At 71.1% G+C, this 20,650-nt stretch carries 21 protein-coding genes and 1 tRNA gene; 11 read left to right on the top strand and 11 right to left on the bottom strand.

Features of this window, described 5'->3' with window-relative positions; all coding sequences use genetic code 11:
• Window positions 1-26: 26 nt before the first annotated feature.
• The 3 genes from FDA94_RS06520 (at window position 27) to FDA94_RS06510 (ending at window position 2,795) form a co-directional block, all read left to right on the top strand.
• Window positions 27-1,679 carry a molybdopterin-dependent oxidoreductase gene (locus tag FDA94_RS06520; RefSeq protein ID WP_246059584.1) on the top strand — a complete coding sequence of 551 codons (1,653 nt, stop codon included), beginning with the start codon at window positions 27-29 and terminating at the stop codon, window positions 1,677-1,679.
• Window positions 1,680-1,755: 76 nt separating this feature from the next.
• Window positions 1,756-2,535, top strand: coding sequence for a toxin glutamine deamidase domain-containing protein (locus FDA94_RS06515; protein ID WP_137246121.1), 780 nt, complete (start codon window positions 1,756-1,758; stop codon window positions 2,533-2,535).
• Entirely contained in the window at window positions 2,532-2,795 is a 264-nt protein-coding gene (locus tag FDA94_RS06510) for a hypothetical protein (protein WP_137246120.1), read from the top strand. The genes FDA94_RS06515 and FDA94_RS06510 overlap by 4 nt, the downstream gene beginning before the upstream one ends.
• Here the strand turns inward: FDA94_RS06510 and FDA94_RS06505 are convergent.
• From FDA94_RS06505 to FDA94_RS06490, 4 genes are all read right to left on the bottom strand, one after another.
• The gene (locus tag FDA94_RS06505) at window positions 2,792-5,287 is read right to left on the bottom strand and encodes an ABC transporter permease (protein WP_137246119.1); all 2,496 of its coding nucleotides are present in this window, start codon (window positions 5,285-5,287) and stop codon (window positions 2,792-2,794) included. The genes FDA94_RS06510 and FDA94_RS06505 overlap by 4 nt on opposite strands.
• Before the next feature lie 3 nt (window positions 5,288-5,290).
• Window positions 5,291-6,034 carry an ABC transporter ATP-binding protein gene (locus FDA94_RS06500; RefSeq protein WP_137246118.1) on the bottom strand — a complete coding sequence of 248 codons (744 nt, stop codon included), beginning with the start codon at window positions 6,032-6,034 and terminating at the stop codon, window positions 5,291-5,293.
• 92 nt (window positions 6,035-6,126) lie between these two features.
• Window positions 6,127-6,804, bottom strand: a complete 678-nt coding sequence (locus tag FDA94_RS06495; RefSeq protein WP_137246117.1) for a response regulator transcription factor — start codon at window positions 6,802-6,804, stop codon at window positions 6,127-6,129.
• Window positions 6,801-7,982 (bottom strand): sensor histidine kinase, encoded by a 1,182-nt coding sequence (locus FDA94_RS06490; RefSeq protein WP_246059582.1) that lies wholly within the window; start codon window positions 7,980-7,982, stop codon window positions 6,801-6,803. The genes FDA94_RS06495 and FDA94_RS06490 overlap by 4 nt, the downstream gene beginning before the upstream one ends.
• A gap of 642 nt (window positions 7,983-8,624) precedes the next feature.
• On the opposite strand from FDA94_RS06490, the gene FDA94_RS06485 reads away from it, so the two are divergent.
• On the top strand, window positions 8,625-8,819 hold the full coding sequence (locus FDA94_RS06485; RefSeq protein ID WP_137246116.1) for a hypothetical protein: 195 nt from the start codon (window positions 8,625-8,627) through the stop codon (window positions 8,817-8,819).
• Between the two features lie 5 nt (window positions 8,820-8,824).
• Here the strand turns inward: FDA94_RS06485 and FDA94_RS06480 are convergent, their stop codons facing one another.
• On the bottom strand, window positions 8,825-9,400 hold the full coding sequence (locus FDA94_RS06480; protein WP_137246115.1) for an NADPH-dependent FMN reductase: 576 nt from the start codon (window positions 9,398-9,400) through the stop codon (window positions 8,825-8,827).
• Window positions 9,401-9,487: 87 nt separating this feature from the next.
• Between FDA94_RS06480 and FDA94_RS06475 the strand changes: the two genes are divergently transcribed.
• Both FDA94_RS06475 and FDA94_RS06470 read left to right on the top strand, forming a co-directional pair.
• Window positions 9,488-9,964 (top strand): MarR family winged helix-turn-helix transcriptional regulator, encoded by a 477-nt coding sequence (locus FDA94_RS06475; RefSeq protein ID WP_137246114.1) that lies wholly within the window; start codon window positions 9,488-9,490, stop codon window positions 9,962-9,964.
• Window positions 9,965-9,998: 34 nt separating this feature from the next.
• Window positions 9,999-10,571 (top strand): TetR/AcrR family transcriptional regulator, encoded by a 573-nt coding sequence (locus tag FDA94_RS06470; protein ID WP_137246113.1) that lies wholly within the window; start codon window positions 9,999-10,001, stop codon window positions 10,569-10,571.
• Here FDA94_RS06470 and FDA94_RS06465 read toward each other — a convergent pair.
• On the bottom strand, window positions 10,559-11,248 hold the full coding sequence (locus FDA94_RS06465; protein WP_137246112.1) for an SDR family oxidoreductase: 690 nt from the start codon (window positions 11,246-11,248) through the stop codon (window positions 10,559-10,561). The genes FDA94_RS06470 and FDA94_RS06465 overlap by 13 nt on opposite strands.
• A gap of 74 nt (window positions 11,249-11,322) precedes the next feature.
• Complete coding sequence (locus FDA94_RS06460) at window positions 11,323-12,405, bottom strand: hypothetical protein (RefSeq protein WP_137246111.1); 1,083 nt, start codon at window positions 12,403-12,405, stop codon at window positions 11,323-11,325.
• A gap of 175 nt (window positions 12,406-12,580) precedes the next feature.
• Between FDA94_RS06460 and FDA94_RS06455 the strand changes: the two genes are divergently transcribed.
• Entirely contained in the window at window positions 12,581-14,350 is a 1,770-nt protein-coding gene (locus tag FDA94_RS06455; protein ID WP_137246110.1) for a COX15/CtaA family protein, read from the top strand.
• Window positions 14,343-15,455: a hypothetical protein gene (locus FDA94_RS06450; RefSeq protein WP_137246109.1), complete on the top strand. Its 1,113-nt coding sequence runs from the start codon at window positions 14,343-14,345 to the stop codon at window positions 15,453-15,455. The genes FDA94_RS06455 and FDA94_RS06450 overlap by 8 nt, the downstream gene beginning before the upstream one ends.
• A gap of 338 nt (window positions 15,456-15,793) precedes the next feature.
• Here the strand turns inward: FDA94_RS06450 and FDA94_RS06445 are convergent.
• Together FDA94_RS06445 and bcp are read right to left on the bottom strand one after the other, a co-directional pair.
• Window positions 15,794-15,867: transfer RNA gene (locus tag FDA94_RS06445), tRNA-Leu, on the bottom strand.
• Between the two features lie 37 nt (window positions 15,868-15,904).
• The gene (gene bcp, locus FDA94_RS06440) at window positions 15,905-16,375 is read right to left on the bottom strand and encodes a thioredoxin-dependent thiol peroxidase (protein WP_137246108.1); all 471 of its coding nucleotides are present in this window, start codon (window positions 16,373-16,375) and stop codon (window positions 15,905-15,907) included.
• A gap of 119 nt (window positions 16,376-16,494) precedes the next feature.
• On the opposite strand from bcp, the gene FDA94_RS06435 reads away from it, so the two are divergent.
• A complete protein-coding gene (locus FDA94_RS06435) occupies window positions 16,495-16,842 on the top strand; it encodes a DUF3618 domain-containing protein (protein WP_137246107.1) in 348 nt (115 codons plus the stop codon).
• 49 nt (window positions 16,843-16,891) lie between these two features.
• On the opposite strand, the gene FDA94_RS06430 is transcribed toward FDA94_RS06435, so the two are convergent.
• On the bottom strand, window positions 16,892-18,049 hold the full coding sequence (locus FDA94_RS06430) for an amino acid deaminase/aldolase (protein WP_137246106.1): 1,158 nt from the start codon (window positions 18,047-18,049) through the stop codon (window positions 16,892-16,894).
• 123 nt (window positions 18,050-18,172) lie between these two features.
• On the opposite strand from FDA94_RS06430, the gene FDA94_RS06425 reads away from it, so the two are divergent.
• On the top strand, window positions 18,173-18,760 hold the full coding sequence (locus FDA94_RS06425; protein ID WP_137246105.1) for a DUF6286 domain-containing protein: 588 nt from the start codon (window positions 18,173-18,175) through the stop codon (window positions 18,758-18,760).
• An 11-nt stretch (window positions 18,761-18,771) separates the two neighbouring features.
• Window positions 18,772-19,269 (top strand): hypothetical protein, encoded by a 498-nt coding sequence (locus FDA94_RS06420; RefSeq protein WP_170990808.1) that lies wholly within the window; start codon window positions 18,772-18,774, stop codon window positions 19,267-19,269.
• Here the strand turns inward: FDA94_RS06420 and FDA94_RS06415 are convergent.
• Window positions 19,195-20,616, bottom strand: coding sequence for a hypothetical protein (locus tag FDA94_RS06415; RefSeq protein WP_137246103.1), 1,422 nt, complete (start codon window positions 20,614-20,616; stop codon window positions 19,195-19,197). The genes FDA94_RS06420 and FDA94_RS06415 overlap by 75 nt on opposite strands.
• Window positions 20,617-20,650: the final 34 nt, after the last annotated feature.

Below are 20,650 nucleotides of genomic sequence, written 5' to 3'. Positions count from 1 at the left end.
AGGAGGGCGTTCGTAGGATCGAGGTCGTGACACCTCGCACCACCGCGCCCGCCTGGGCCGCGGCCCTCGCCGGCCTGACCGCCGCCGCCGTGGCGGTCGGGGTCGGCCAGCTCGCCGCCGGCGTCATCGGCGGCGACTCGTCGCCCGTCGTGGCGGTCGGCAACGCGGCCGTCGACCTGTCCCCGTCGTGGCTGAAGAACTGGGCCATCGCGACGTTCGGCGAGAACGACAAGGTCGTTCTCATCGGCGGCATCTTCGTCGTGATCGCCTTGCTGGCAGCCGGTTTCGGGGTGCTGGCCAGGATCCGGCTCGGCTACGGCCGGCTGGCCCTGCTGGCGTTCGGCGTTCTGGGCGCGTGGGCGGCGGCGACCCGGCCTGACGCGGGCATGCTCGACGTGCTCCCCTCCCTGCTCGCCGCCTGGGCCGGAGCGGCCACGCTGTCCCGGATCTTCCGGCGGCTGGAACCGGTCGAGAACGCGGAACCGGCCGTCGGTGAGCCGGACGACGCCGGAGAAGTGGCCGGAGAAGTGGCCGGAGAAGAGGCCGCCTCGGAGGCGCCGCCCGCCCGGCTTGAGCAGCCGCCCGTCATGCTGGCCGGGGAACGGCTGCGCACGATCGACCGGCGCAGCCTGTTCACCGGCGTCGCGACCGGCGCCGGGGTCGCCGTGGTCACCGGTGCCGCCGGTGTCTGGCTCGGCGGACGCAACAACGTCGCCGCCGAGCGGGCGCAGGTCGCGGCCGAGCTGCCGAAACCGGTCGAGCCGCTGCCGCCGCTGCCCGCCGGGGTCGACTTCAAGATCCCGAACCTGTCGCCGTTCGTCACCCCCAACCACGACTTCTACCGGGTCGACACCGCGCTCGCCCTGCCCAACGTCGACCCGAACACGTGGTCGCTGAAGATCCACGGCATGGTCGACCGGCCCATCGAGCTCAGCTTCGCCGAGCTGCTGAAACGCCCCATCGTCGAGGCCGACCTGACGCTCGCGTGCGTCTCCAACCCGGTCGGCGGCCAGTACGTCGGCAACGCCCGCTGGCTCGGCGTGGCCATGGCCGGGGTGCTGCGCGAGGCCGGGATCAAGGCCGGCGCCGACATGCTGCTGTCGACCAGCGCCGACGGCTGGACCGCGGGCACCCCTGTCGAGGTCGTCATGGACGGCCGCAACGCCCTGTTCGCGTTCGCCATGAACGGCGAGCCGCTCCCGGTCGCGCACGGCTTCCCGGTCAGGCAGGTCGTGCCGGGCCTCTACGGCTACGTCTCGGCCACCAAGTGGGTCGTCGACGTCAACGTCACCCGGTTCGACGAGGCGACGGCGTACTGGACCGACCGGGGCTGGGACGCCAAGGGCCCCATCAAGACGCAGTCGCGCATCGACACCCCCCGCAACAAGACCAAGCCGGGCCGCAACGTCATCGCCGGGGTCGCCTGGGCGCAGACCAAGGGCATCGCGAAGGTCGAGGTCAAGGTCGACGACGGGCCGTGGCAGGTGGCGAAGCTGGCGGAGGTGCCGGGGCCGGACACCTGGCGGCAGTGGTCGATCGAGGTCGACCTCGCCTCCGGGATGCACACGCTGTCGTGCCGGGCCACCGACGAGACCGGCGAGACGCAGACCAGCAACGGGGCCCCGCCGGAGCCGAGCGGCGCCACCGGTTATCACCGGGTTCTCATCGAGACCACGTAGACGGCAGGATTCGGGAAAGCCGGTCGCTCAGCGGAGTCGTCCCCTTACCATCGGTCACATCGAAGGGAAGGGGTCGATGGCCGAGCGTCAGTCCCGGTGGCGGTTGCCGACCGGCGTCTACAATCCCGTCGTCACCGGTGACGGGCGCAGGTGGCGTGACTATGAGAAGGCCGCCGAGACCCCCGCGCCGTCCCTCGATCCGTGGCCGTCCCAGCTGCCGTCCCGGTTGCCGCCGACGGGCGACGACTGGTTCGACCGGGCGGCGCGGCCGCGCCCGCTGGAGGAGTCGCGGCCCTACGGGGTGCCGGGCGGGCTGGCGAGACCCGACCCGGAGGCACAACGAGATCTCGCCGAGGCGTTGAGCAGCAGGTTCCCCGATCCGCGCGGGACCTGGATCCGGCTGATCAACGCCGAAGGACCGACCGACGACCCGTTCCGGTCGACCAACGCCATCGACTGCGCCCTGTCGGTCATGTCGTCGTGGCACGGCGAACCCGTCGTGGCGGCGGCCAGGCAGCCCGAATACGACCGGGTCGGCAAACCCGTCCTCTCGGGGGAGGCGGGCGGGGTGGCCAGGGCCGAGCAGTGGCTCGGCCATCGTTTCGAGTACGTCGGGCAGGGCCGCCGCGCCTACGGGGTGGTGGCCGGGCGGTTGCGGTCGGCCGGGCACGGCGCCGCGACCGTGCTCATTACGCGCTGGCCCCAGGGGGGCAGCCATGCGTGGAACGCGGTGAACTCACTGGGGGAGGTGCTGTGGATCGACGCACAGCGGGGACACATGGCCATCGAGCCGCCGTACGAGAACGTGACGGGGGTCTTCTGCGTGGTCCTCGACCGCGCGGGTCAGCGGGTGTGAGCCCGGAGACCGCCCGCGCGCTGGCCGAGGAGTGGTTCAACGGAGGGCGGGCCCGCTCCGCCGACGTCGCCGTCTACGCCTTCGACGACGGGTTCGTGGCCTGGGCGAGAGACGACGAGCCGGAAGACCCGAGCGTCCTGCCGGCGACCGTGGGGGGCGGCTGCATCGTCATCGACCGGCGTACCGGCGAACTGGCCGTCCGCCCCCTGCTGGGGCCGGAGTTCGTGGCCGAGCAGTGGCCCGACCACGTGCCCCGTTAACTGGAGGCCAGCGACCCCACGATGGAGGCGTTGGCCGCCCGGCGGGCGGGCAGCACGGCCGCGAGCACCCCGGCCAGCGCCGACAGCACCAGATAGAGCAGCACCTGCCCGACCGGCACGACGAAGACGGTCTCGTTCGGGATCGTCTGCAGCGCCGCCCACCCGAAGGCGACGCCGATGACGACGCCGACCATGGCCCCGACCAGGCCCAGCACCAGCGCCTCGATCGAGAGCATGCCGCGCAGCTGCGGCCGGGTGAGGCCGAGGGCGCGCAGCAGCGCCGACTCGCGGGTGCGTTCGTGCACCGACAGCGACAGGGTGTTGGCGATGCCGAGCAGGGAGATCAGGATCGCCAGCCCGAGCAGCGCGGCGAAGATCGTGAACATCATGTCGAAGGCCTCGTCGAACTCGCCGCGCACCTCGGCGGCGCTGCTGAGCTGCGCGGTCGGGTAGGCGACCAGGGCCGACTCGACGGCCCGGCGTGAGGCGTCGACGGCTGCGGGGTCCTTGGCCTTGACGTAGACGCGGGCCGGGCCGACGACTCCGTAGTACTTCTCGAAGTCGGCCAGGGTGACCGTGTAGGGCAGGGCCTGGTTGAAGTCGCCGTCGGCGAGCACGGCCACCACCTTGAGGTCGACCCTCCCGGCCTCGGTGGTGTCGAGGGGGACGGTGTCGCCCACCCGTACACCCAGGTTCTTCGCCTGGTCGTCGGCCAGGGCGACGGTGCCGGGCCCGAGCGCGGCGAGCGAGCCGGAGGTGACCTCCGGCCGGAAGGCCGCGCCGTCGGGGAGGCTGCCGACGGTGACGCCGCCGTGGTCGACCTGCCGGAGTTCGGCGACCAGCCCGACCTCGGGCAGCGCGCGCAGCTTCGCGGGCACCTCGGAGGGCAGGAGGGGCCTGCCGTCCTCGCGGCCGTACTGCGCGGTGATCATGAAGTCGACGGGGAACTGCTCGTCGAGGCTGCCGACGACCGTCTCGCGGGTGCTGGTGGTGATCACCGATATGAGGGTCATCAGGGTGACGCCGATGGTCAGCGCGACCGTCGTGGTGGCGGCGCGCTTCGGGTTGCGGCGGGAGTTGTCGACGGCCAGCCGCCCCGGCACGCCGAAGACCTTGCGCGGCACCCATCCGGCGAACGCGCTGAGCGGGCTGATCAGCACCGGCCCGATCACGATCACGCCGAGGAAGAAGACCGCGCCGCCGCCCATCGCGGTCAGCAGCCCGATGTCGCCGTCGAGCACCCAGATCGCCACGGCGGTCAGCCCGAGGCCGCCCGCCAGCAGCAGCCCGGCGCTGATCGACCGGGCCAGCCCGGCGCGGAACGTCTGCTCCTCGACCTGGCTGCGCAGCGCCGCGATCGGGGCCACCCGGGTCGCCCCGCGGGCCGGCAGCACCGCCGCGACCACGGTCACCAGCAGCCCGACGACCAGCCCGAGCACGATCGTGCGCGGCGTCAGCGCGATAGTCGCGTCGCTCGGGACGGGCGCGTCGAAGCGGCTCAGCGCGCTGAGGGCCAGCGCCCCCAGCCCGAGCCCGACCAGCAGCCCCAGCGCCGACGAGATGAGCCCGACGACCACCGACTCCAGCAGGATCGACCGGAACACCTGCCCGCGCGTCGCCCCGATGCAGCGCAGCAGCGCCATCTCCCGGGTCCGCTGCGCGACCAGGATGTTGAAGGTGTTGTAGATGACCAGCGCCGCCACGAACATCGCCACACACCCGAACAGCAGCAGCACGAGCACCAGATAGTCGAGCTGCACGTTGCTGTCGAGGGCCAGCTTCTGGGCCAGTTCCTCCCCGGTCCTGATCGTGTACGTCCGCCCGAGCGCCTCCGACACCGTCTTCTTGAGCGTCTCGGGGGAGACCCCGGCAGCGGCGGCCAGGTCGACCTCGTGGTAGCCCTTCGCGCCGGTCATCTCCAGCGCGGTGGCGGTGTCGAACCCGACCGCGCCGGTGAAGGCGAGGTTCTGGTCGACGCCCACGTCGATGACGCCGACCAGGGTGAACTGGCGGCGCTTCTCGGCGACGTCGAGGACGGTGACGGTGTCGCCGACCTCGAACTGCCGCGTCGTGGCGGTGTTCTCGTCGAGCACCGCCTCGCCCGGCCCGCCCGGGGCCTTGCCGCTGACGTAGATGGTCCGGTCGAGCGGCCCGGTCGCCACGGAGATGCCGCTGGTCGCCGTCGACCCGGCGGCCCGGCCCGACTTGTCGAGCAGCGGCGCGGTGCCCCGCACGAGCCCCTGCGCGCCGGCCACGCCGGGCAGGGCCTTGAGCTTCGCCAGTACGTCGCCCGGGATGTCCTCGTCCTTCGGGGTGACCGCGACGGCGACCTTGTCGGCGTCGGCGGTGAAGAGCTGGCGGAAGCCCTGCTCGATGGTGTCGGTCAGCACGAACGTGCCCGAGATGAAGCCGACGCCGAGGGTGATGGCCAGCGAGGTGAGCAGCAGCCGGAGCCGGTGCGCCACCAGCCCGGCCAGCGTGGTGCGCAGCACGGCTCAGGCCTCCAGCTTCAGCAGCATGTCGTGGACGCTCTGCGGGGTCGGCTGGGTCACTTCGCTGACCAGCAGCCCGTCGCGGAGGAACACCACGCGGTCGGCGTAGGAGGCGGCGACCGGGTCGTGGGTGACCATCACGATGGTCTGGCCGAGTTCGCGCACCGACCGCCGCAGGAAGGACAGGACCTCGGCGCCGCTGCGGGAGTCGAGGTTGCCGGTGGGCTCGTCGGCGAAGATCACCTGGGGCTTGCTGACCAGGGCGCGGGCCACCGCCACGCGCTGCTGCTGGCCGCCGGAGAGCTGGCTCGGCTTGTGGGAGAGGCGGTCGCGCAGCCCCACGGTCTCGACCACGCGGTCCATCAGGACCTGGTCGGCCTGCCGCCCGGCGATCTCCAGCGGGAGGCGGATGTTCTGCTCCGCGGTCAGGGTCGGCAACAGGTTGAAGGCCTGGAACACGAACCCGATGCGCTCGCGGCGCAGCAGTGTGAGCTGCTTGTCGGAGAGGGTCGTGATGTCGGCGTCACCGATGTGCACGTGCCCCGAGCTGACCGTGTCGAGCCCGGCCAGGCAGTGCATCAGGGTGGACTTGCCCGACCCCGACGGCCCCATGATCGCCGTGAACGCCCCGGTCGCGAAGCTCACGTCGATGCCGCGCAGCGCGTGGACGGCGGCGTCGCCCTGGCCGTATGTCTTGCTGAGCCCTCGTGCCACGACGGCGGCGCGGACGTCGGTAGTCATCGTCATGGTCAGCAACGCTATTGACGCGCCCCTGACTTTTCTTCGGTCGCCGGGACGGCCTTCGCGTGCTTCTCCGGTCGCCTCCGGTGCCCCCGTTGCTACCGGGGAGGTAGCCGGGGGTCAGACTTTCGGCCGACCATGCCGGTCTCGTACGCGTAGACCACCACCTGGGCCCGGTCGCGCAGCTCCAGCTTGGCCAGGATCCGCCCCAGATGGGTCTTCACGGTGGCCTCGGCGAGGGTGAGCCGGGTCGCGATCTCGGCGTTGGACAGCCCCCGCGCCACATGGACGAGGACCTCCCGCTCCCGCGCCGTCAGGCTGTCGGGTTCGGGGGCGGTGGGCGCCTCGGGCAGGTAGGCGGAGACGAGGTCGAGCAGCCGCCGCGTGGTGGACGGGGCCACCACGGCGTCGCCGTCGTGCACCGACCTGATCGCGCTCAGCAGGTCGGCCGGCGGCACGTCTTTCAGCAGGAACCCCGACGCGCCCGACCGGATCGCCGCGAAGGCGTATTCGTCGAGGTCGAACGTGGTGAGGATGAGGACCTTGGGCGGGTTCGGCAGCGAGGTGATCAGCCGGGTGGCCTCGACCCCGTCCATGCGCGGCATCCGGACGTCCATCAGCACGACGTCGGCGGCCAGGCCGCCCTTGACGAGCTCGACGGCGGCGGCGCCGTCGGCCGCCTCGCCGGCCACCTCGATGTCGGGCTGCGCGCCCAGCACCATGCGGAATCCGGCCCTGACCAGCTCCTGGTCGTCGACCAGGATGACCCGGATCATCGCGCGCCCCCCGCCGGGATGCGCGCCACCACAAGGAATCCGCCGCCGGGCTTGGGGGCGGCGTGGACGTCGCCACCGTACATGGAGACCCGTTCGCGCATGCCGATGAGGCCGTGGCCGCCCTCGCCCGTGGCGGAAGCGGCGCCCCGGCCGTCGTCGGCGATCCGCAGCAGCACGTCGCGGGGGCCGTAGACGACCTGGACCGTGGCGCTCACCCCGGGACCTCCGTGTTTGAGGGTGTTGGTGAGCGCCTCCTGAACGATCCGGTAGATCACCAGCTGTAGTCCTTCCGCGAGATGATCGGGCGTGCCCTCCACCCGGATGTCCACCGGCAGCCCGGACGCGCGCACCTGACGTACGAGATCGTCGAGCTGCCCGAGCCCCGGCTGGGGCGCGTACTCCTCCGACTGCGCCCCGTCGTCGCGCAGCACCCCGACCAGCCGCCGCATCTCGGCGAGCGCCTGCCGCCCGGTCGCCGAGATCGCCTCGACGGCCCGTTTGGCCTGGTCGGGGTCGCTGTCGATGGCGAACCCGGCCCCGTCGGCCTGGACGACGATGACGCTGACGTTGTGGGCGACGACGTCGTGGAGCTCCCGCGCGATGCGGGCGCGCTCGGCGGCGGTGGCGATGAGCGCCTGCTGGTCGCGCTCCTTTTCGGCGCGTTCGGCTCGCTCGACCAGGTTCTCCACGAAGCGCCGCCGCATGTTGACGTAGATGCCGCCGATCCAGACGGCGACCACGAACACGGAGGCGTTCAGGAAGATCTCGAGGTCGAGCTCACCCCAGTCGGTCAGCACCAGGCCGGTCCCGAGTTCGGCGACGGCCGCCGCGGCGACGGCCCACGGCAGCGGGCGCGACGCGGCGACGGTGAACATCGCCACCAGCACCGCGAGGTTGGCCGGGATCGCCGAGACGTCGCCGAGCCACTGGACGAAGCTGATGCCCGAGACGAGCGCCATCACCGCGAGCGGGAACCGCCGCCGCCAGAACAGCGGCCCGACCAGCAGCGTCGAGAGCCCGAGCACCCCCCAGGTCCCGATGCCCTGACTGCCGGTGATGTCGAGGCCGGCGCCGATGTCGGGCGCGCTCAGCAGGCAGTACAGCACCAGCGGGATCACCAGCAGCGTGTCGATCCACGCGGGGTGTCGCCGCCGAAGGGCGCGTAGCTTGCCGAGCACGCCTCAAGAGTACGTATGCGCAGTTCCCGGCACGGTCCGCCTAGCGGCGGATTCGGCCCTACGACCCAGGTCGCAGACCGGCGGACGGCTTACGCGCCTCTTACGGGCGGTGGGGCAGTATGAGTCTCGGGAGCTGCATCCTTGGGGTGTTAAAGGGAGAAAAGATTCGCGATGACGGATCACGACGCCGGGTTGCGCGGCACTGAGGACACGAACACCGCGCCGCGCGACCCGGCCGACTCCCCTACCAGGGAGATCCCGGCCGTGACGCCGCCTCCTGGTGCGGGTCAAGCGGGCACGGGCGCGTTCGGCGCAAGCTCTCATGGCACGGAAGCCGGCCCCGATCCCACTCGCGTGGGCGCCTTCGGCGCCGACCCTCGAAGCACGGACTCTTCCGCAGCCGGCCCTGCCGGTGCGGGTATCTCTGGTGCGGGTTCATCGGCGACCGGTTCCGCCGGTACCGCCTCACCCGGCACGGGCAGTTTCGCCTCGCCCCCGCCGCCGCGTTACCGCTTCCGCGGCCCTTCCGCTGCGAAGAAGGCGCCCGCCGGATACGCCTTTGGACCCGGCGGGGCCGGATGGGACGCCCCTGGGTGGCGTACCGTCTCCGCTTCCGAACCGGGCCCCCGCCGCCGGTTCGGTGTGATCGCCCTGCTGGCCGCGGGCCTGGTGGGCGTCATCGTCGGCGCCCTGCTCGTGGTCGCGGTCGATCAGCCCTGGCGGGATGAGCGGCCCAGGTTCGGGGTGGTCGTCGACCAGCCCGGTCCGCGGCAGAACGTCCCCCGGTTCTGCGAGCGGACCGACACCGGTTTCCGCTGCGAGTTCCCCCGCTCGTAAGCCGCTCAGGCGGCCACGCCCGCGCGGACCTGACGCAGGGCCCCCGCCCACGACTCGAGCTGGTCGAACAGGGTGTCGGCCGAGGCGTCGTGGATCTGCGACGGCTGGAAGTGCGAGAAGTTCTCGAAGTCGTGGAACAGCGAGAACGACACCTGCTGCCGCACGTGGGCGACCTGGAGCTCGCTGAGCATCGCCCGCAGGTGCTCGATGGCGCGGGCGCCGCCGAGGGAGCCGTAGGAGACGAAGCCGGCGGCCTTGTTGTTCCACTCCTTGTAGAGGTAGTCGATGGCGTTCTTCAGCACGCCCGAGGTCGAGTGGTTGTACTCCGGCGTGACGAAGACGAACCCGTCGTAGGAGTCGATGGTGGCCGCCCACGCCTTGGTGTGGTCGCCGGTGTAGTTGCCGAAGCTCGGCGGGTAGGCCTCGTCGAGGTGGGGGAGCGGGTGGTCGGCCAGGTCGACGAGCTCGTAGTCGGCGCCGGTGCGCTCCTTGGCCCGGGTCATGACCCAGTCGGCCACCGCCTTGCCGTTGCGGCCGGGGCGGGTGCTGCCGAGGATCACTGCGATCTTCAGGTTGCTCATCTCGTACTCCTCAGAAGTTGAAGATTCAACGAGATGAGACTAGACCCAGATGACATGAACGTTCAAGTCATAGCCTAGACTGTGAGTATGACCACAACAGACGAGGTGCGCTGGCTGAGCAGCGACGAGCTGGCGGCCTGGCGGTCGTTCAGCCTCATGCTGGCCCGGCTGCCCGCCGCCCTGGAGGAGCAGCTCCAGCGCGACGGCGGGCTCAACTTCGTCGAATACCACGTGCTGGCCGGGCTCTCCGACGCCCCTGACCGGACCATGCGCATGAGCGGGCTGGCCGTGCTGGTCAACTCGGAGCTGTCGCGGCTGTCCCACCTGATGCGGCGGCTGGAGAAGCGCGGTTTCGTCCGGCGCGAGCCCGACCCGTGCGACGGCCGGTTCACCAACGCGATCCTGACCGACGAGGGCCACGCCCACCTCGTACGGCTGGCGCCGGGCCACGTCGCGAACGTGCGGAAGCTGGTGATCGACGCCCTCGACCAGAGCCGGCTGGACTCGCTGCGGCAGTGCTCCGAGGACATCGTCCAGGCCATCGACGCGTGTGACGCGGGGTAAACCCATCTGTTTCCCCACGAGTAGACTGGTTGCCATGGCAGAGACGATCCCCTCCGACGACGTGCGCGACCGCGTGCTCGCCAGCGCCCGGCTGCTGTTCAACGGGCGGGGCGTCAACGTGACCGGCGTCGACCTGCTGTCGGAGACGGCCGGGGTCTCCAAGCGCAGCCTCTACCAGCGTTTCCGCACCAAAGACGACCTGATCGAGGCTTATCTGGCCGAGGAGATGCGGTGCGTCCTGGCCGACCTGCTGCCCGCCGACGACGCGGGCCTGTCGCCGGTCGAGCGCATCATGGCGGTGTTCACCACGGCCCGCCGCCAGTCGGAGGTCGGCGACTATCCGGGCTGCCCGGTGCTCAACACGGCGGCCGAGATCCGCGATCCCGCGCATCCGGTGCGGGTGGCCGCGGTGACGTACAAGAAGCGGATGCAGGCCCACTTCGAGGCGGAGGCCCGGCTGGCCGGGGCCGCCGACCCCGGCCAGCTCGGCGAACAGCTGATGATGCTCTTCGACGGCGCGATGACCTATGCGTCGGTCCGCAAGGAGCCCATGCCCGAGAGCCTGCTCACCGCCGTGCGGACCCTGCTCGCCGCTCAGCTTCCGTAGAGCGCGCTCGGGTCGAGCGAGAGCGCGGCCTTGACCTGCCGGGACGTGCCGTCGACGAGCACCTCCATGGCCCCCTTCTCGATCCCGTCGAACGCCTCGCGGGCGACCTCGGCCGGCGGCACCTTCTCGCCGGTCACGCCGGCGGCCATGTCGGTGTCGACATAACCGACGTGGAGGCTGGTCACGCCGACCTTCGGCGCCAGTTCGAGCCGCAGCGCGTTGGCCAGCATCCATGAGGCGGCCTTGGTGGCCGCGTAGGGGGCGGTGCCCGGGATGACGGCCCAGGAGAGCGCCGAGTTGACGATCAAGAGGTGACCCTCGCGCGCGGTCAGCGTGGGCGCGAAGGCGCGGCTGACCTGGAGCGGCCCGTAGTAGTTGACCTCCATCTCGCGGCGGATCGTCTCGAGGTCGTCGTCGATGATCGAGGTGCTGAGCGCGACCCCGGCGTTGTTGACGAGGATGTCGACGTCGGTGAGCCGCTCCGCGAGTTCGGCGATCGCGGCGGGGTCGGTGATGTCGAGCCTGACGGGCTCGACGCCGGGCGTGGTGACGGTTCGGGGGTCCCGCGCGGCGGCGTAGACCTTGCGCGCCCCGCGCGCCAGCGCCTCCTCGGCAAAGGACTTTCCGATGCCCCGGTTGGCACCGGTGATCAGCACGGTCGCGTCTTGGATCTTCATGGGAACCTCCGGTAAACAGACCTGTTTCCAGCAGCGTAAACCGATCTGTTTACCGGGTGCAAATCGCGGTGGCTTCAGCCGGTCGACAGCACGGGACCGTTCGGCCGGGTGTCGGCCAGCAGCCAGATGCGGGAGGTGCCGGCCTCGACGCCGAGGGTGTCCCACCCTTCGTGATGGACGCCGCTCTCGCCGTCGAAGGGGACCTCCACGACGGTCCAGGCGATCGGGTCGGGCGAGGTGCCGATGAGCACGGGCCGGGGACGGGCGTCCCAGCCCGGCGCCTGGGCCAGGCCGGAGATCCAGACCTTGCCCGAGTCGTCGCGCGCGATGGAGTTCAGCCCGATGACCTCGGGCGGCAGCGGGACCGGGGTCCACGTCGCGCCGTCGTAGCGGTGCAGCAGCGGTTCGGTCGGGCGCGGCTCGCCGCGCGTGTAGTCGGTGCCGGCGACCCAGATGTCGTCTGCGGTACGCGGCAGCACGTCCTCCAGGATCGAGCCCTCGCTGAAGGGGGCGGGGTAGGGGACGTTCTCCCAGGCCGTACCGGTGAAACGGGCGACGCCGGGGACGGAGTCGTCCTCGGCCGGCGCCCCGCCGACGGCCCACGCCTGGCCGCCCAGGGCCTTCACCGCCAGCACCTTCTGCATCGGCATGGCGTAGGGGGCCCACGCCGTGCCCTCGCGCCGCCAGATGACGCCCGTGCGGGGGTCGCCCGGCAGCCACACCCCCGCCGAGGTCTGCTCGGGGGCCGCGGACCTCAGCCCGGCCGGGGCGGCGACCTGGGTGAACGCGCCGTTGACGTACTGCGCGATGTAGGCGGCGCCGTCTTTGGTCCCGCCGATCCAGACGCCGTCGGCGGTGGCGCTCACGCTGCGCAGCACGCCCCGGCTGGAGAAGTCCGGGATGGTGAAGCCGGCCCAGCGGCGGCCGTTCCATCGGTGGACGACCGGGTTGCCCGGGTAGCCCGGCTTGAGCGCCTGGTAGCCGACGATCCAGATCTGGTTCTGCGCGGGGGCGGCCAGGTCGGTCAGCTCCGCTTCGGCGCGGAGGCCGGGGAGGGGATGGTCGTGCAGAACCGGGTCGGCGGCGAGAGCGGGAGAGGGCGTTATGACGGCGGCGGCGAGCCCGAGGGCGGCCGCGATCCTGGCCAAGGGTTTCATGCGGCCAGCTTCGCCGGATTTCCCCATTTACGGAATGGAAGTCATTCGCCGGGCCAATGACTTTCCGTCGGTATTTGTCGGATATCGGCGGTGAATTGCGCCATGTCCGCTCGTAGTGTGTGCCCCGCTAAGATCGCTTCCTATGCTTTTATGGCGGATTTGCAGAATCGGCGTCGTGGGTCTGGTTCTGGCGGCGGCGGTCGCGGGTGTGGTGTTCGACGACGCCCTGCTGTGGACGGCCGCCGAATGGACGCCCGCGCCTGATCTGGAGTTGCAGTTCATCAGGCCGGACGGGTTCGACGTCGCGACCAAGGTGATGCTGGTCGCGGCCGCCTTCGTGAAGGCCGGACTCCTGTGGCTGATCCTGCGGCCGCCCGCCCCGGGACCCGTGAACCGCGGGGAGAGGGCGCTGCGGTGGCTGCTGTATCTGGCGGTGGCGTACAGCCTGGTGCTGTGGTTCCCGCTGGGGTGGCTTCCCGACGAGGTCGACCTGGTGTTCGGCCTCGTGTTGTGGACCGCGATCAGCGTCCTCTACCTGCGCGTCATCCGCTGGCGGTCGCGCCCGCTGCGCGCGGCGGCCGGGGCGATGTTCGCGGTCACGCTGGCCGCGACCGCCAACGACCTGCTCGACGAACTCGACCTCCTGGAGCTCGAACCGGGCCTCGTCGTCGCTCTGATCCTGATGGCGTGCGGAGCGGCCGGGACGATTCTCACGATCGTCGGGCAGCATCGCGACGGCCGGTGGAGCCGCGGCACGCTGATCGCCGGATGGCTGTCGCTGAACGTGTATGTGCTGGTGTATCCGCTCGACTTCATCTTCGACCGGTTCGACGCCGACATCTTCACGGCCCCCAGCTTCGCCCCCCAGATCATCATGGACGCGGCGGCGCTCGTCCACGCCGTGTGGCTCGCGGCGACCGCCCGAGAGATGCCCTCCGACGACCTGCCCGGGGAGCCGCTCCCGCCCGCGCGGCAGCGGCTGGTCCGCGTCGCGGTGGCGTCCGTGGCCGTGCTGCCGGTCGTCGTGTCGCTCCAGCCGGAGTACGCCCCGCGCACGACCTTCAGCGGCTGGTCGATGGGCTGCTACGAGTGGGAGGCCTTCGGCGACCTGAAGCCCGAGGAACGCGACGACGCCTTCGTGTGCCGGGCCCGCGACCAGATGGGCGGAGTCCCGCCCATGTTCCCCGACACCCTGTCCGACCAGCAGATCATCGCCTACGGGCGGGAGCTGTGCCATGCGGAGGACCGCGAGGAGCAGGAGGCGCTGCTGAAGCAGGCCGGGAGCGAGCGGGCCTCGTGGGGGGTGGACCTGTCGGATCTCGTCTACGTCTGCCCCGAGGTCGTCCGCGCGATCCGGCCCGAGCTGCTGCACTCGGCCGAAGAGGCGGAGGCGGCGGACCAGGCCTACATCGCCGAGATGAACGCGAGGTGCCGCGACCCGTGGCCCCGGACCAAGGGCGTCGTCCAGGCCACGGCCAACTACTCCCTGTTCGCCGACGGCGACTACGGCTACTACGTCCACGATCCCAAGGACAAGGCCGGTGAAACGCGGGCGGAGCAGGCGATCGAGCGCCTCTACGACGACAAGTCGCAGATCGGCGTGGCCGGCAGCTCGGTGCTCGTCGGGCACCTCGAAGACGTCATCGACCTGTGCCTGACCGTGAAGGCCTTCCGCACCGCACCCCCACTGCGGCTGGCCGGCTGGGACCAGGTCACCGAGGTGCCGATCACCACCCCCACCGGCCACCTCACCGTGCCGGAGGCGGACGGCGGCGACGTGGGCGCGTACGCCCCGATCCCGAACCTGGCGATCGAGGGGAAGGGCCGCTACCGGCTGCGCGTCTACGTGCGGATCCGCGAAGACGAGGAACACCTGGTCGTGGTCTACCCCGGCACGTCGAAGAAGCGGCTCAACCTGAAGACGTGGGAGTACGCCAGTGAGTGAACTTCTCCGCCGCGTGGAGGACGACGTCCCCATCTCCTACGGCCGCTTCGAACTCCTCGACGGGACGGGCCTCTGGGATCTCACCGGCGACGAGACCGGCTCACTCCCGGTGCTCGGTACGGCCACCCTCACCAGCCCGGCGAGGGCCTACCGCGCGCTCGTGCGGATGGAGGCCTGGGACGGTGCGCCTCCCGCGCCGGCCGGGTCGTGGACGGCGGCCCGGCAGGCCGTGTACCTGAGCCCCGGCGGGACGGTCTCCGCCCACGGCCCGAGCCACGACCGGTCGAGGCAGATGCTGCTCCTCGGCCCGCCACTCTTCGCCTACGGTCTGCGCGCCTATGTGGGACCGGTCAGAACCGAACCCGCCGAGTGGGACGAGGAGGTCCTGGAACCGGTCGAGGAACCGTGGCTGCTGCGCTTCTGGCCGCTGGCCGACGCCGCCTCCGCCGCCCACGACGACGTCCTGGCCACGATGGGCGAGATGCCCCCGCCCGACCTGACCTCGGTCGTGCCGGGACAGCACGAGTGGCCCGCCTTCCACCCGCCCGCTCATCCGGAACCGCCCAGACTGATCAGGCCCACCTCTCCACCGCGCGAGATGGAACGGCTTCCCACCGACGAGTTCACGGGTCGCATCGGCTACCACGCGGAGGCCGCCTTGGCCTCCGGCCGGAGACTGGACGAGGTGCTGGGCGACCTGCGACGCACGATGCTGGGGAACCTGCCCGGCGGCATGCGCGACTGGTCACAGGACATGCTGGAGGACTATGCCGCCCAGCTGCACGTCAGCCGCCGCATCGGCAGGGAACTGAACCCCCACGGCGCACCGACGCTCCAGTTGCCCGCGTCCGACGTCAGCACCGCCCTGCTGGGCCCCGACCCCGGCGTCAGCGGCCGGGCCTGGACGTGGGCCCGCGACGAGCACGCCCATCAGGAGGTCCTGTCGGTCGACCGCCAGGTCGTAGCCCGGAACCGGATCCGCCGGACCACCCTGCTGACGGGCATCGTCACCATCCTCAGAAACGAGAACGACTTCGTCGAAGTCCGCCCCGCCACCGCCCCGGAAGCAGCCCGCGTGACCGAGGTGGAAACCACCCGAACCTGAACCATGAAGGCGGATGGCACCACCGCATCTGTTGAATGGGGTGGCCCGAATACATATGGCCAGGGCCCTGTTTCGAAGTCGACATAAATCTCGATCGACATAAATGCGAAGACCAAGCGATCAGGCGAAGCGAGGCTTTTCCAGGGAGCGCGAGGGGCGGAGCCCTTCGCCAGGAGCGACAGCGACGCAGGGGGCGCGAATGCGCACCAAGGGGAGCGCGAGGGGGCGAAGCCCTCTCGTATCGGGGGGCTCGGGGGGTCGCCCCCCGTGTGGAGGAACGAGAACGGCTCGTGGAAGCCGCCCCGAAGGGGCGTCGACCATGAGCCGTCCCGAGCGAGTGGGGTTGGCGGGACTCGAACCCGCGCTGGCATGATCCTAAGTCATGTGCCTCTGCCAATTGGGCTACAACCCCGATGGGCGGAAGTGATCCTACCTCCCGCCGTCAGGCATCAGGAAACCCCGAGTTCCTTGAGCAGCCGCGCCACGTGGCCCGTCGCGCGGACGTTGTAGAACGCCTTCTCGATCTTGCCGTCGGGGTCGATCACGAAGGTCGACCTGATCACGCCCATGATGGTCTTCCCGTAGTTCTGCTTCTCGCCGTACACCCCGTAAGCCTTGTGGACTTCCAGGTCTTCGTCGGACAGCAGCGGGAAGGTCAGCGCGTCGCGGTCGGCGAACTGGCGGAGCTTGGCCGGTTTGTCCTTCGAGACGCCGAGGACGGTGATGCCCTTGCCGGTGAGCGCGCCCAGGTTGTCGCGGAAGTCGCAGGCCTGCTTGGTGCAGCCTGGAGTCATCGCCGCTGGGTAGAAGTACAGGACGACTCGCTTGCCGTGGAGCGAGTCGAGCGACACTTCGTCGCCGTCGGCGCTGGTCAGGGTGAAGCCGGGGGCGGCGTCGCCGGGTTCGAGTCGCTGGGTCATGTCGCCTCCGTTGCGGGTGTGTCTCGACCCGAACAAACTACCGGTTCGGCCGCTGCGGGATGCGCGGCCCGCACCTGGCAGACTTGATCGAACACACCCTGTGACAGGAGGCGACCCCAATGGCCGAGCCAGATCCGGACACGCTCGAGCGGCGCATAGAGCGCACTCGCGCCGAACTGGCCAAGACGGTCGACGCGATCGCCGACCGGGTCAGCCCCAAGAAGGTCGCCGGTCGCAGTGTGGCCAAGGTGAAGTCCCAGGTCAAGGCGCAGACCGAGCAGGTCGTGGCGACCATAGGAGACATGGTGGGGCAGCCGCAGAGCCCCAACGGTCACCGTCCGGCGGCCGATGAGCCCTGGGACGACGACTATCCGGCCTCTCCCATCGCGCCGGTCCTGATCGGGCTCGGCGTGGCGGTCGCCCTCGGAGCGGTCATCGTGATCATGCGGCGGCGCCGGAGGCGTTAGCGGGCGAGCCGGTCGGGGCCGGGTGGGCGGAGCCGTGACGGAGCGGAAGTCAGAGGAAGGTCCGGCCCTCGCCCCGGTAGGTCGGGGTGGTGGCCGTCACCCGGTCTCCCTCGATCAGGTGCAGGGTGTCGAAGCGTTCGCACAGTTCGCCCGCCTTCGCGTGGCGGAACCACACCCGGTCGCCGATCTTGAGTTCGTCGGCGGCGCGGCCGTGGAGCGGGGTCTGCACCTCGCCGCCGCCCTCGTCGCCGTTGTGGCGCAGGCCCTCCGGCAGGTAGGGGGTCGCGGCCCGGCCGGAGCCCGCGCCCGAGGCGGGGTAGCCGCCGCCCAGGACGGTCACGACGCCGGGGGCGGGGCGGCGGACGACCGGGAGGGCGAACAGGGCCGCGGGGCGGCCGGTGAAGTTGCTGTATCGGTCGAACAGGGTCGGGTGGTAGAAGCCCGATCCGGCGGCGACCTCGGTGATCGCGGGCTCGCGCGCGGTCGTCTCGATGCTTCCGGTGCCGCCGCCGTTGACGAACTCCAGGTCGGTCACCTCGCGCACCGCCTCGACGATCTTCGCCCGCCGGACGGCCAGTTCCCGGCGCGACCGCCGCTGGATCAGCCTCACCGCCACCCCGTAGGGTCCCGGGATGCGGTCGCCGAGGCCGGCGATCTGCGCTTCGTAGGCCATCAGGCCGACCAGCCGCAGCGACGGGTTCTCGCCGATGAGCCGGGCCGTCTCCGCCGCCTGTTCGGGGGTTCGCACGGGCGAGCGCAGCGCACCGGCGCGGAAGCGGCCGATGACGTAGCCCGCGTCGAGGTCCAGGCAGACCCTGATCGGATATCGGCCGGTCAGCAGGGGGAACTGCTCGGGGGAGTCGACCATGAGGGTGATCTCGCGGCTCAGGTGCTCGTCGGCGGCGAGGGCGGCGACGGCGGCGCGGTCGGTGGTCGGGTAGGCGACCAGGATGTCGCGGAATCCGCACGACGCCAGCCAGAGGGCCTCGGGCAGGGTGAACGCCATGATCCCCCGGTAGCCGGGCAGGTCGAGGACGCGGCGGAGCACCTCGCGGGAGCGGATCGACTTCGACGCGACCCTGATCGGGGTGCCGGCGGCCCGTTCGGTCATCGACCGGGCGTTGGCGGCCATCGCGTCGAGGTCGACGACGGCCAGCGGGGGGTCGAGATGGGCCGTGGCCCGGTCGTATCGCTGCCGGTCGCTCATGGGCAGCACTCTAACCTTTTGTGAGCATGTTTCATATTTGCCCGGCAAAACCTGTCACAAGATCGAGTCATCCGGGCCCGGCGCGCTGATCGAGGCCGTCCGGGCGTGTATCCCTGGGTGACCATGAGCGCGGTAGACGAGATCCGGACGACCAAGGACCGCCGCCGGGCCCGCCGCCGCACGGCCATGCGCGCCCTGCGGCCGGGACGGACCCCGGCGGGTGCGGGCGTCGCGGGCGCCCTGGTGGTGCTGGGCACGGCGCTGGTGGGCGAGATGGTGTGCGCGTTCGCCGGATGGCCGACGGGCTGGTCGGGGCTGCCCGGCGTGCTCGACCTGGCCTGGGGCGAGCCGCTGGTCGCGCTGACGGGGTCGCTGATGGTGGTGACCGGGACCGTGCTGGTGCTGCTGGCGATGATCCCGGGCCGTCCCCGGCTGATCCCCCTGGAGGTGTCCGACGACGGGCTCGTCATGGGGCTGACCCGGGCGGGGCTGAAGCGCACGCTGGTCGCCGTGGCGATGACCGTCTCGGGGGTCGACCTGGCCTTCGTGCGGCTGCGCCGGGGGCAGATCGAGGTGACCGTGCTGACCAGGGGGAACCGGACCGGCGGGTTGCTCAAGGAGGTCGGCGCCGCCGTCGGCGACCGGCTGGAGGGCCTGGGCGTCCACGGTCGTCACGAGGTTGTCGTCCGGCTCCGCCGGAAGAGCTCATGAGGAGTGTCGCAATGCAGGTCCCGGAGAAGATGCGCACCCCCTACGGCGACCGCCTCGGGCTGGCGGCCGTGGGCGTCGTGCTGGTGACCGGCGGGAACTACGTCCTGTTCGCGTCCGACGCGCGGGCCGACTACAAGATCGGCGAACTGGCCGCGTTCACCGCGCACCCGTGGGCCCGCTCGATCGCCGCCGCGCTGGTCGTGCTGCTGGTGTTCGTCACCGCCCGCTGGCTGGTGTGCTCGCTCGGGCTCGGCAAGGACGGCGTGCGGCACGGCTACGGCACCGCGACGCTGGCCATCGCGCTCAAGGACCTGCCCGGGGTCGACAAGATCAGCGTCCGGGCCGTGGGCGAGGAGAAGCTCCGCATCTCGGTACGCTGCCTCCCCGGCGCCCCCCTGGACGAGGTCGTCTCCCGGGTCGACACCGAGGCGGTGTCACGCGTGCGCGGCGCGGCGGGCCGGGACCCGCTCTTTCCTGTCCTGGTCACGCTGCACGTTCGACGCGGGTGACCGCCACCCCACCGCGCAGGCCGCCGCCAGGCAGGCGAAGGGGACGACCGGGACGACGTACCGGTGGTCGAAGGCGGCCACCAGCGGGGGCAGCAGCAGGAGGGTGAGCGCGAACCCGAGCGGCAGCAGGGTCGCCGCCCGGAACCTGATGATCATCACCAGGAACGTGCACACGAAGATCGCCCCGAGCAGGGGGCCGCGCAGGTAGACGTGGCGCTGGTAGGCGCGCGTCCACGACGCGAACGGCTCGACGACCTGCGTGTCGGCCCGGCTGCCCTGGTATTGGATCATCAGTTCCGGCGCCGACCGCCCGGCCGAGGCGAGCTTGTCGGTGAGCGGCTTCACGGACTCGGGGAACTGGTAGGCGCTCTGGGTGCCGGGCGACGGATAGACCACCCGATCCCAGCGGAAGGCCCACATCGCGTCGCCGAGGCCCGTCGTCAGGAAGTCGAGCGGCTGGCTGCGCAGGGCCAGCATCGAGAACTCCGAGGCCATCTCGTCGCGCTGCTTGCCGGTCTTCATGATCGGCGATTGCGGGTCCCAGATGTAGGCCGGGGCGGCCAGCCGGGGACCGATGTCCGGGCACAGGACCTTCAGGTTCTCCGGCGGGTCCATCCGGCCGCAGTCGGCGAAGGTCATCGTGCGCGACCAGAGCCACACGCTGCTGCTGCCCAGGCCGTAGCTGCCGTAGGCCGCGTTGTACCAGAAGGCGTATCCGGCCACCGCCACCCCCGCCGCGCCGGCCCCGGCCAGCACCCGCCGCCAGCCCGCCCGCGCGATCAGCAGCCACACCGCCGCCACCCCGATCAGCGGCAGGCCGAGCGTGCGGGTCATCGCCGAGAAGGCCAGCAGCAGGAAGGCGGTGATCACCATGGTCCAGCTGCGCGGGTTCAGCAGCAGCAGCGTCACGCCCCCCACCACGAGGAACGTGAACAGCAGGTCGGCCATCACGAGGTGTTCGAGCTGGATCTGGTACGCGTCCAGCAGGACCGGCGCCGTCGCCAGCGCGGCGGCCCAGGCCGGCAGGAAGGTGCGGCGGCGCAGGACGGCGTACAGGCAGGCGGCGATGCCCAGCCCGAGCAGGTGCTGCACGGTGACGAGGGCGACGACCGAGCGGAACGGCGCGAGGAACAGCGAGTAGCCGGAGGGCCGCGACTCCAGCGGGCGCAGGTCCAGGGCCGAGCTCAGATAGGAGAACGAGTCGGCCCAGAACCACAGCGCAGGACAGTAACCGAGGCTGGTGATGACCCGGATCACGATCCCCGACACCAGGAGGGCGACGAAGAGCCAGTGCGTCCGGATGAACTTGCCTGCGGAAATGATGTCCACCGCCTTTCCGGTGGACATTTCAGCACTGTCGGGGTTTCACCGCCAGTCCCAC

Source organism: Herbidospora galbida (genome assembly GCF_005233835.1).
Lineage (GTDB): Bacteria > Actinomycetota > Actinomycetes > Streptosporangiales > Streptosporangiaceae > Herbidospora > Herbidospora galbida.
The sequence above is the reverse complement of the archived record's forward strand: the minus strand, read 5'-3'. Positions and strand labels throughout refer to the sequence as shown.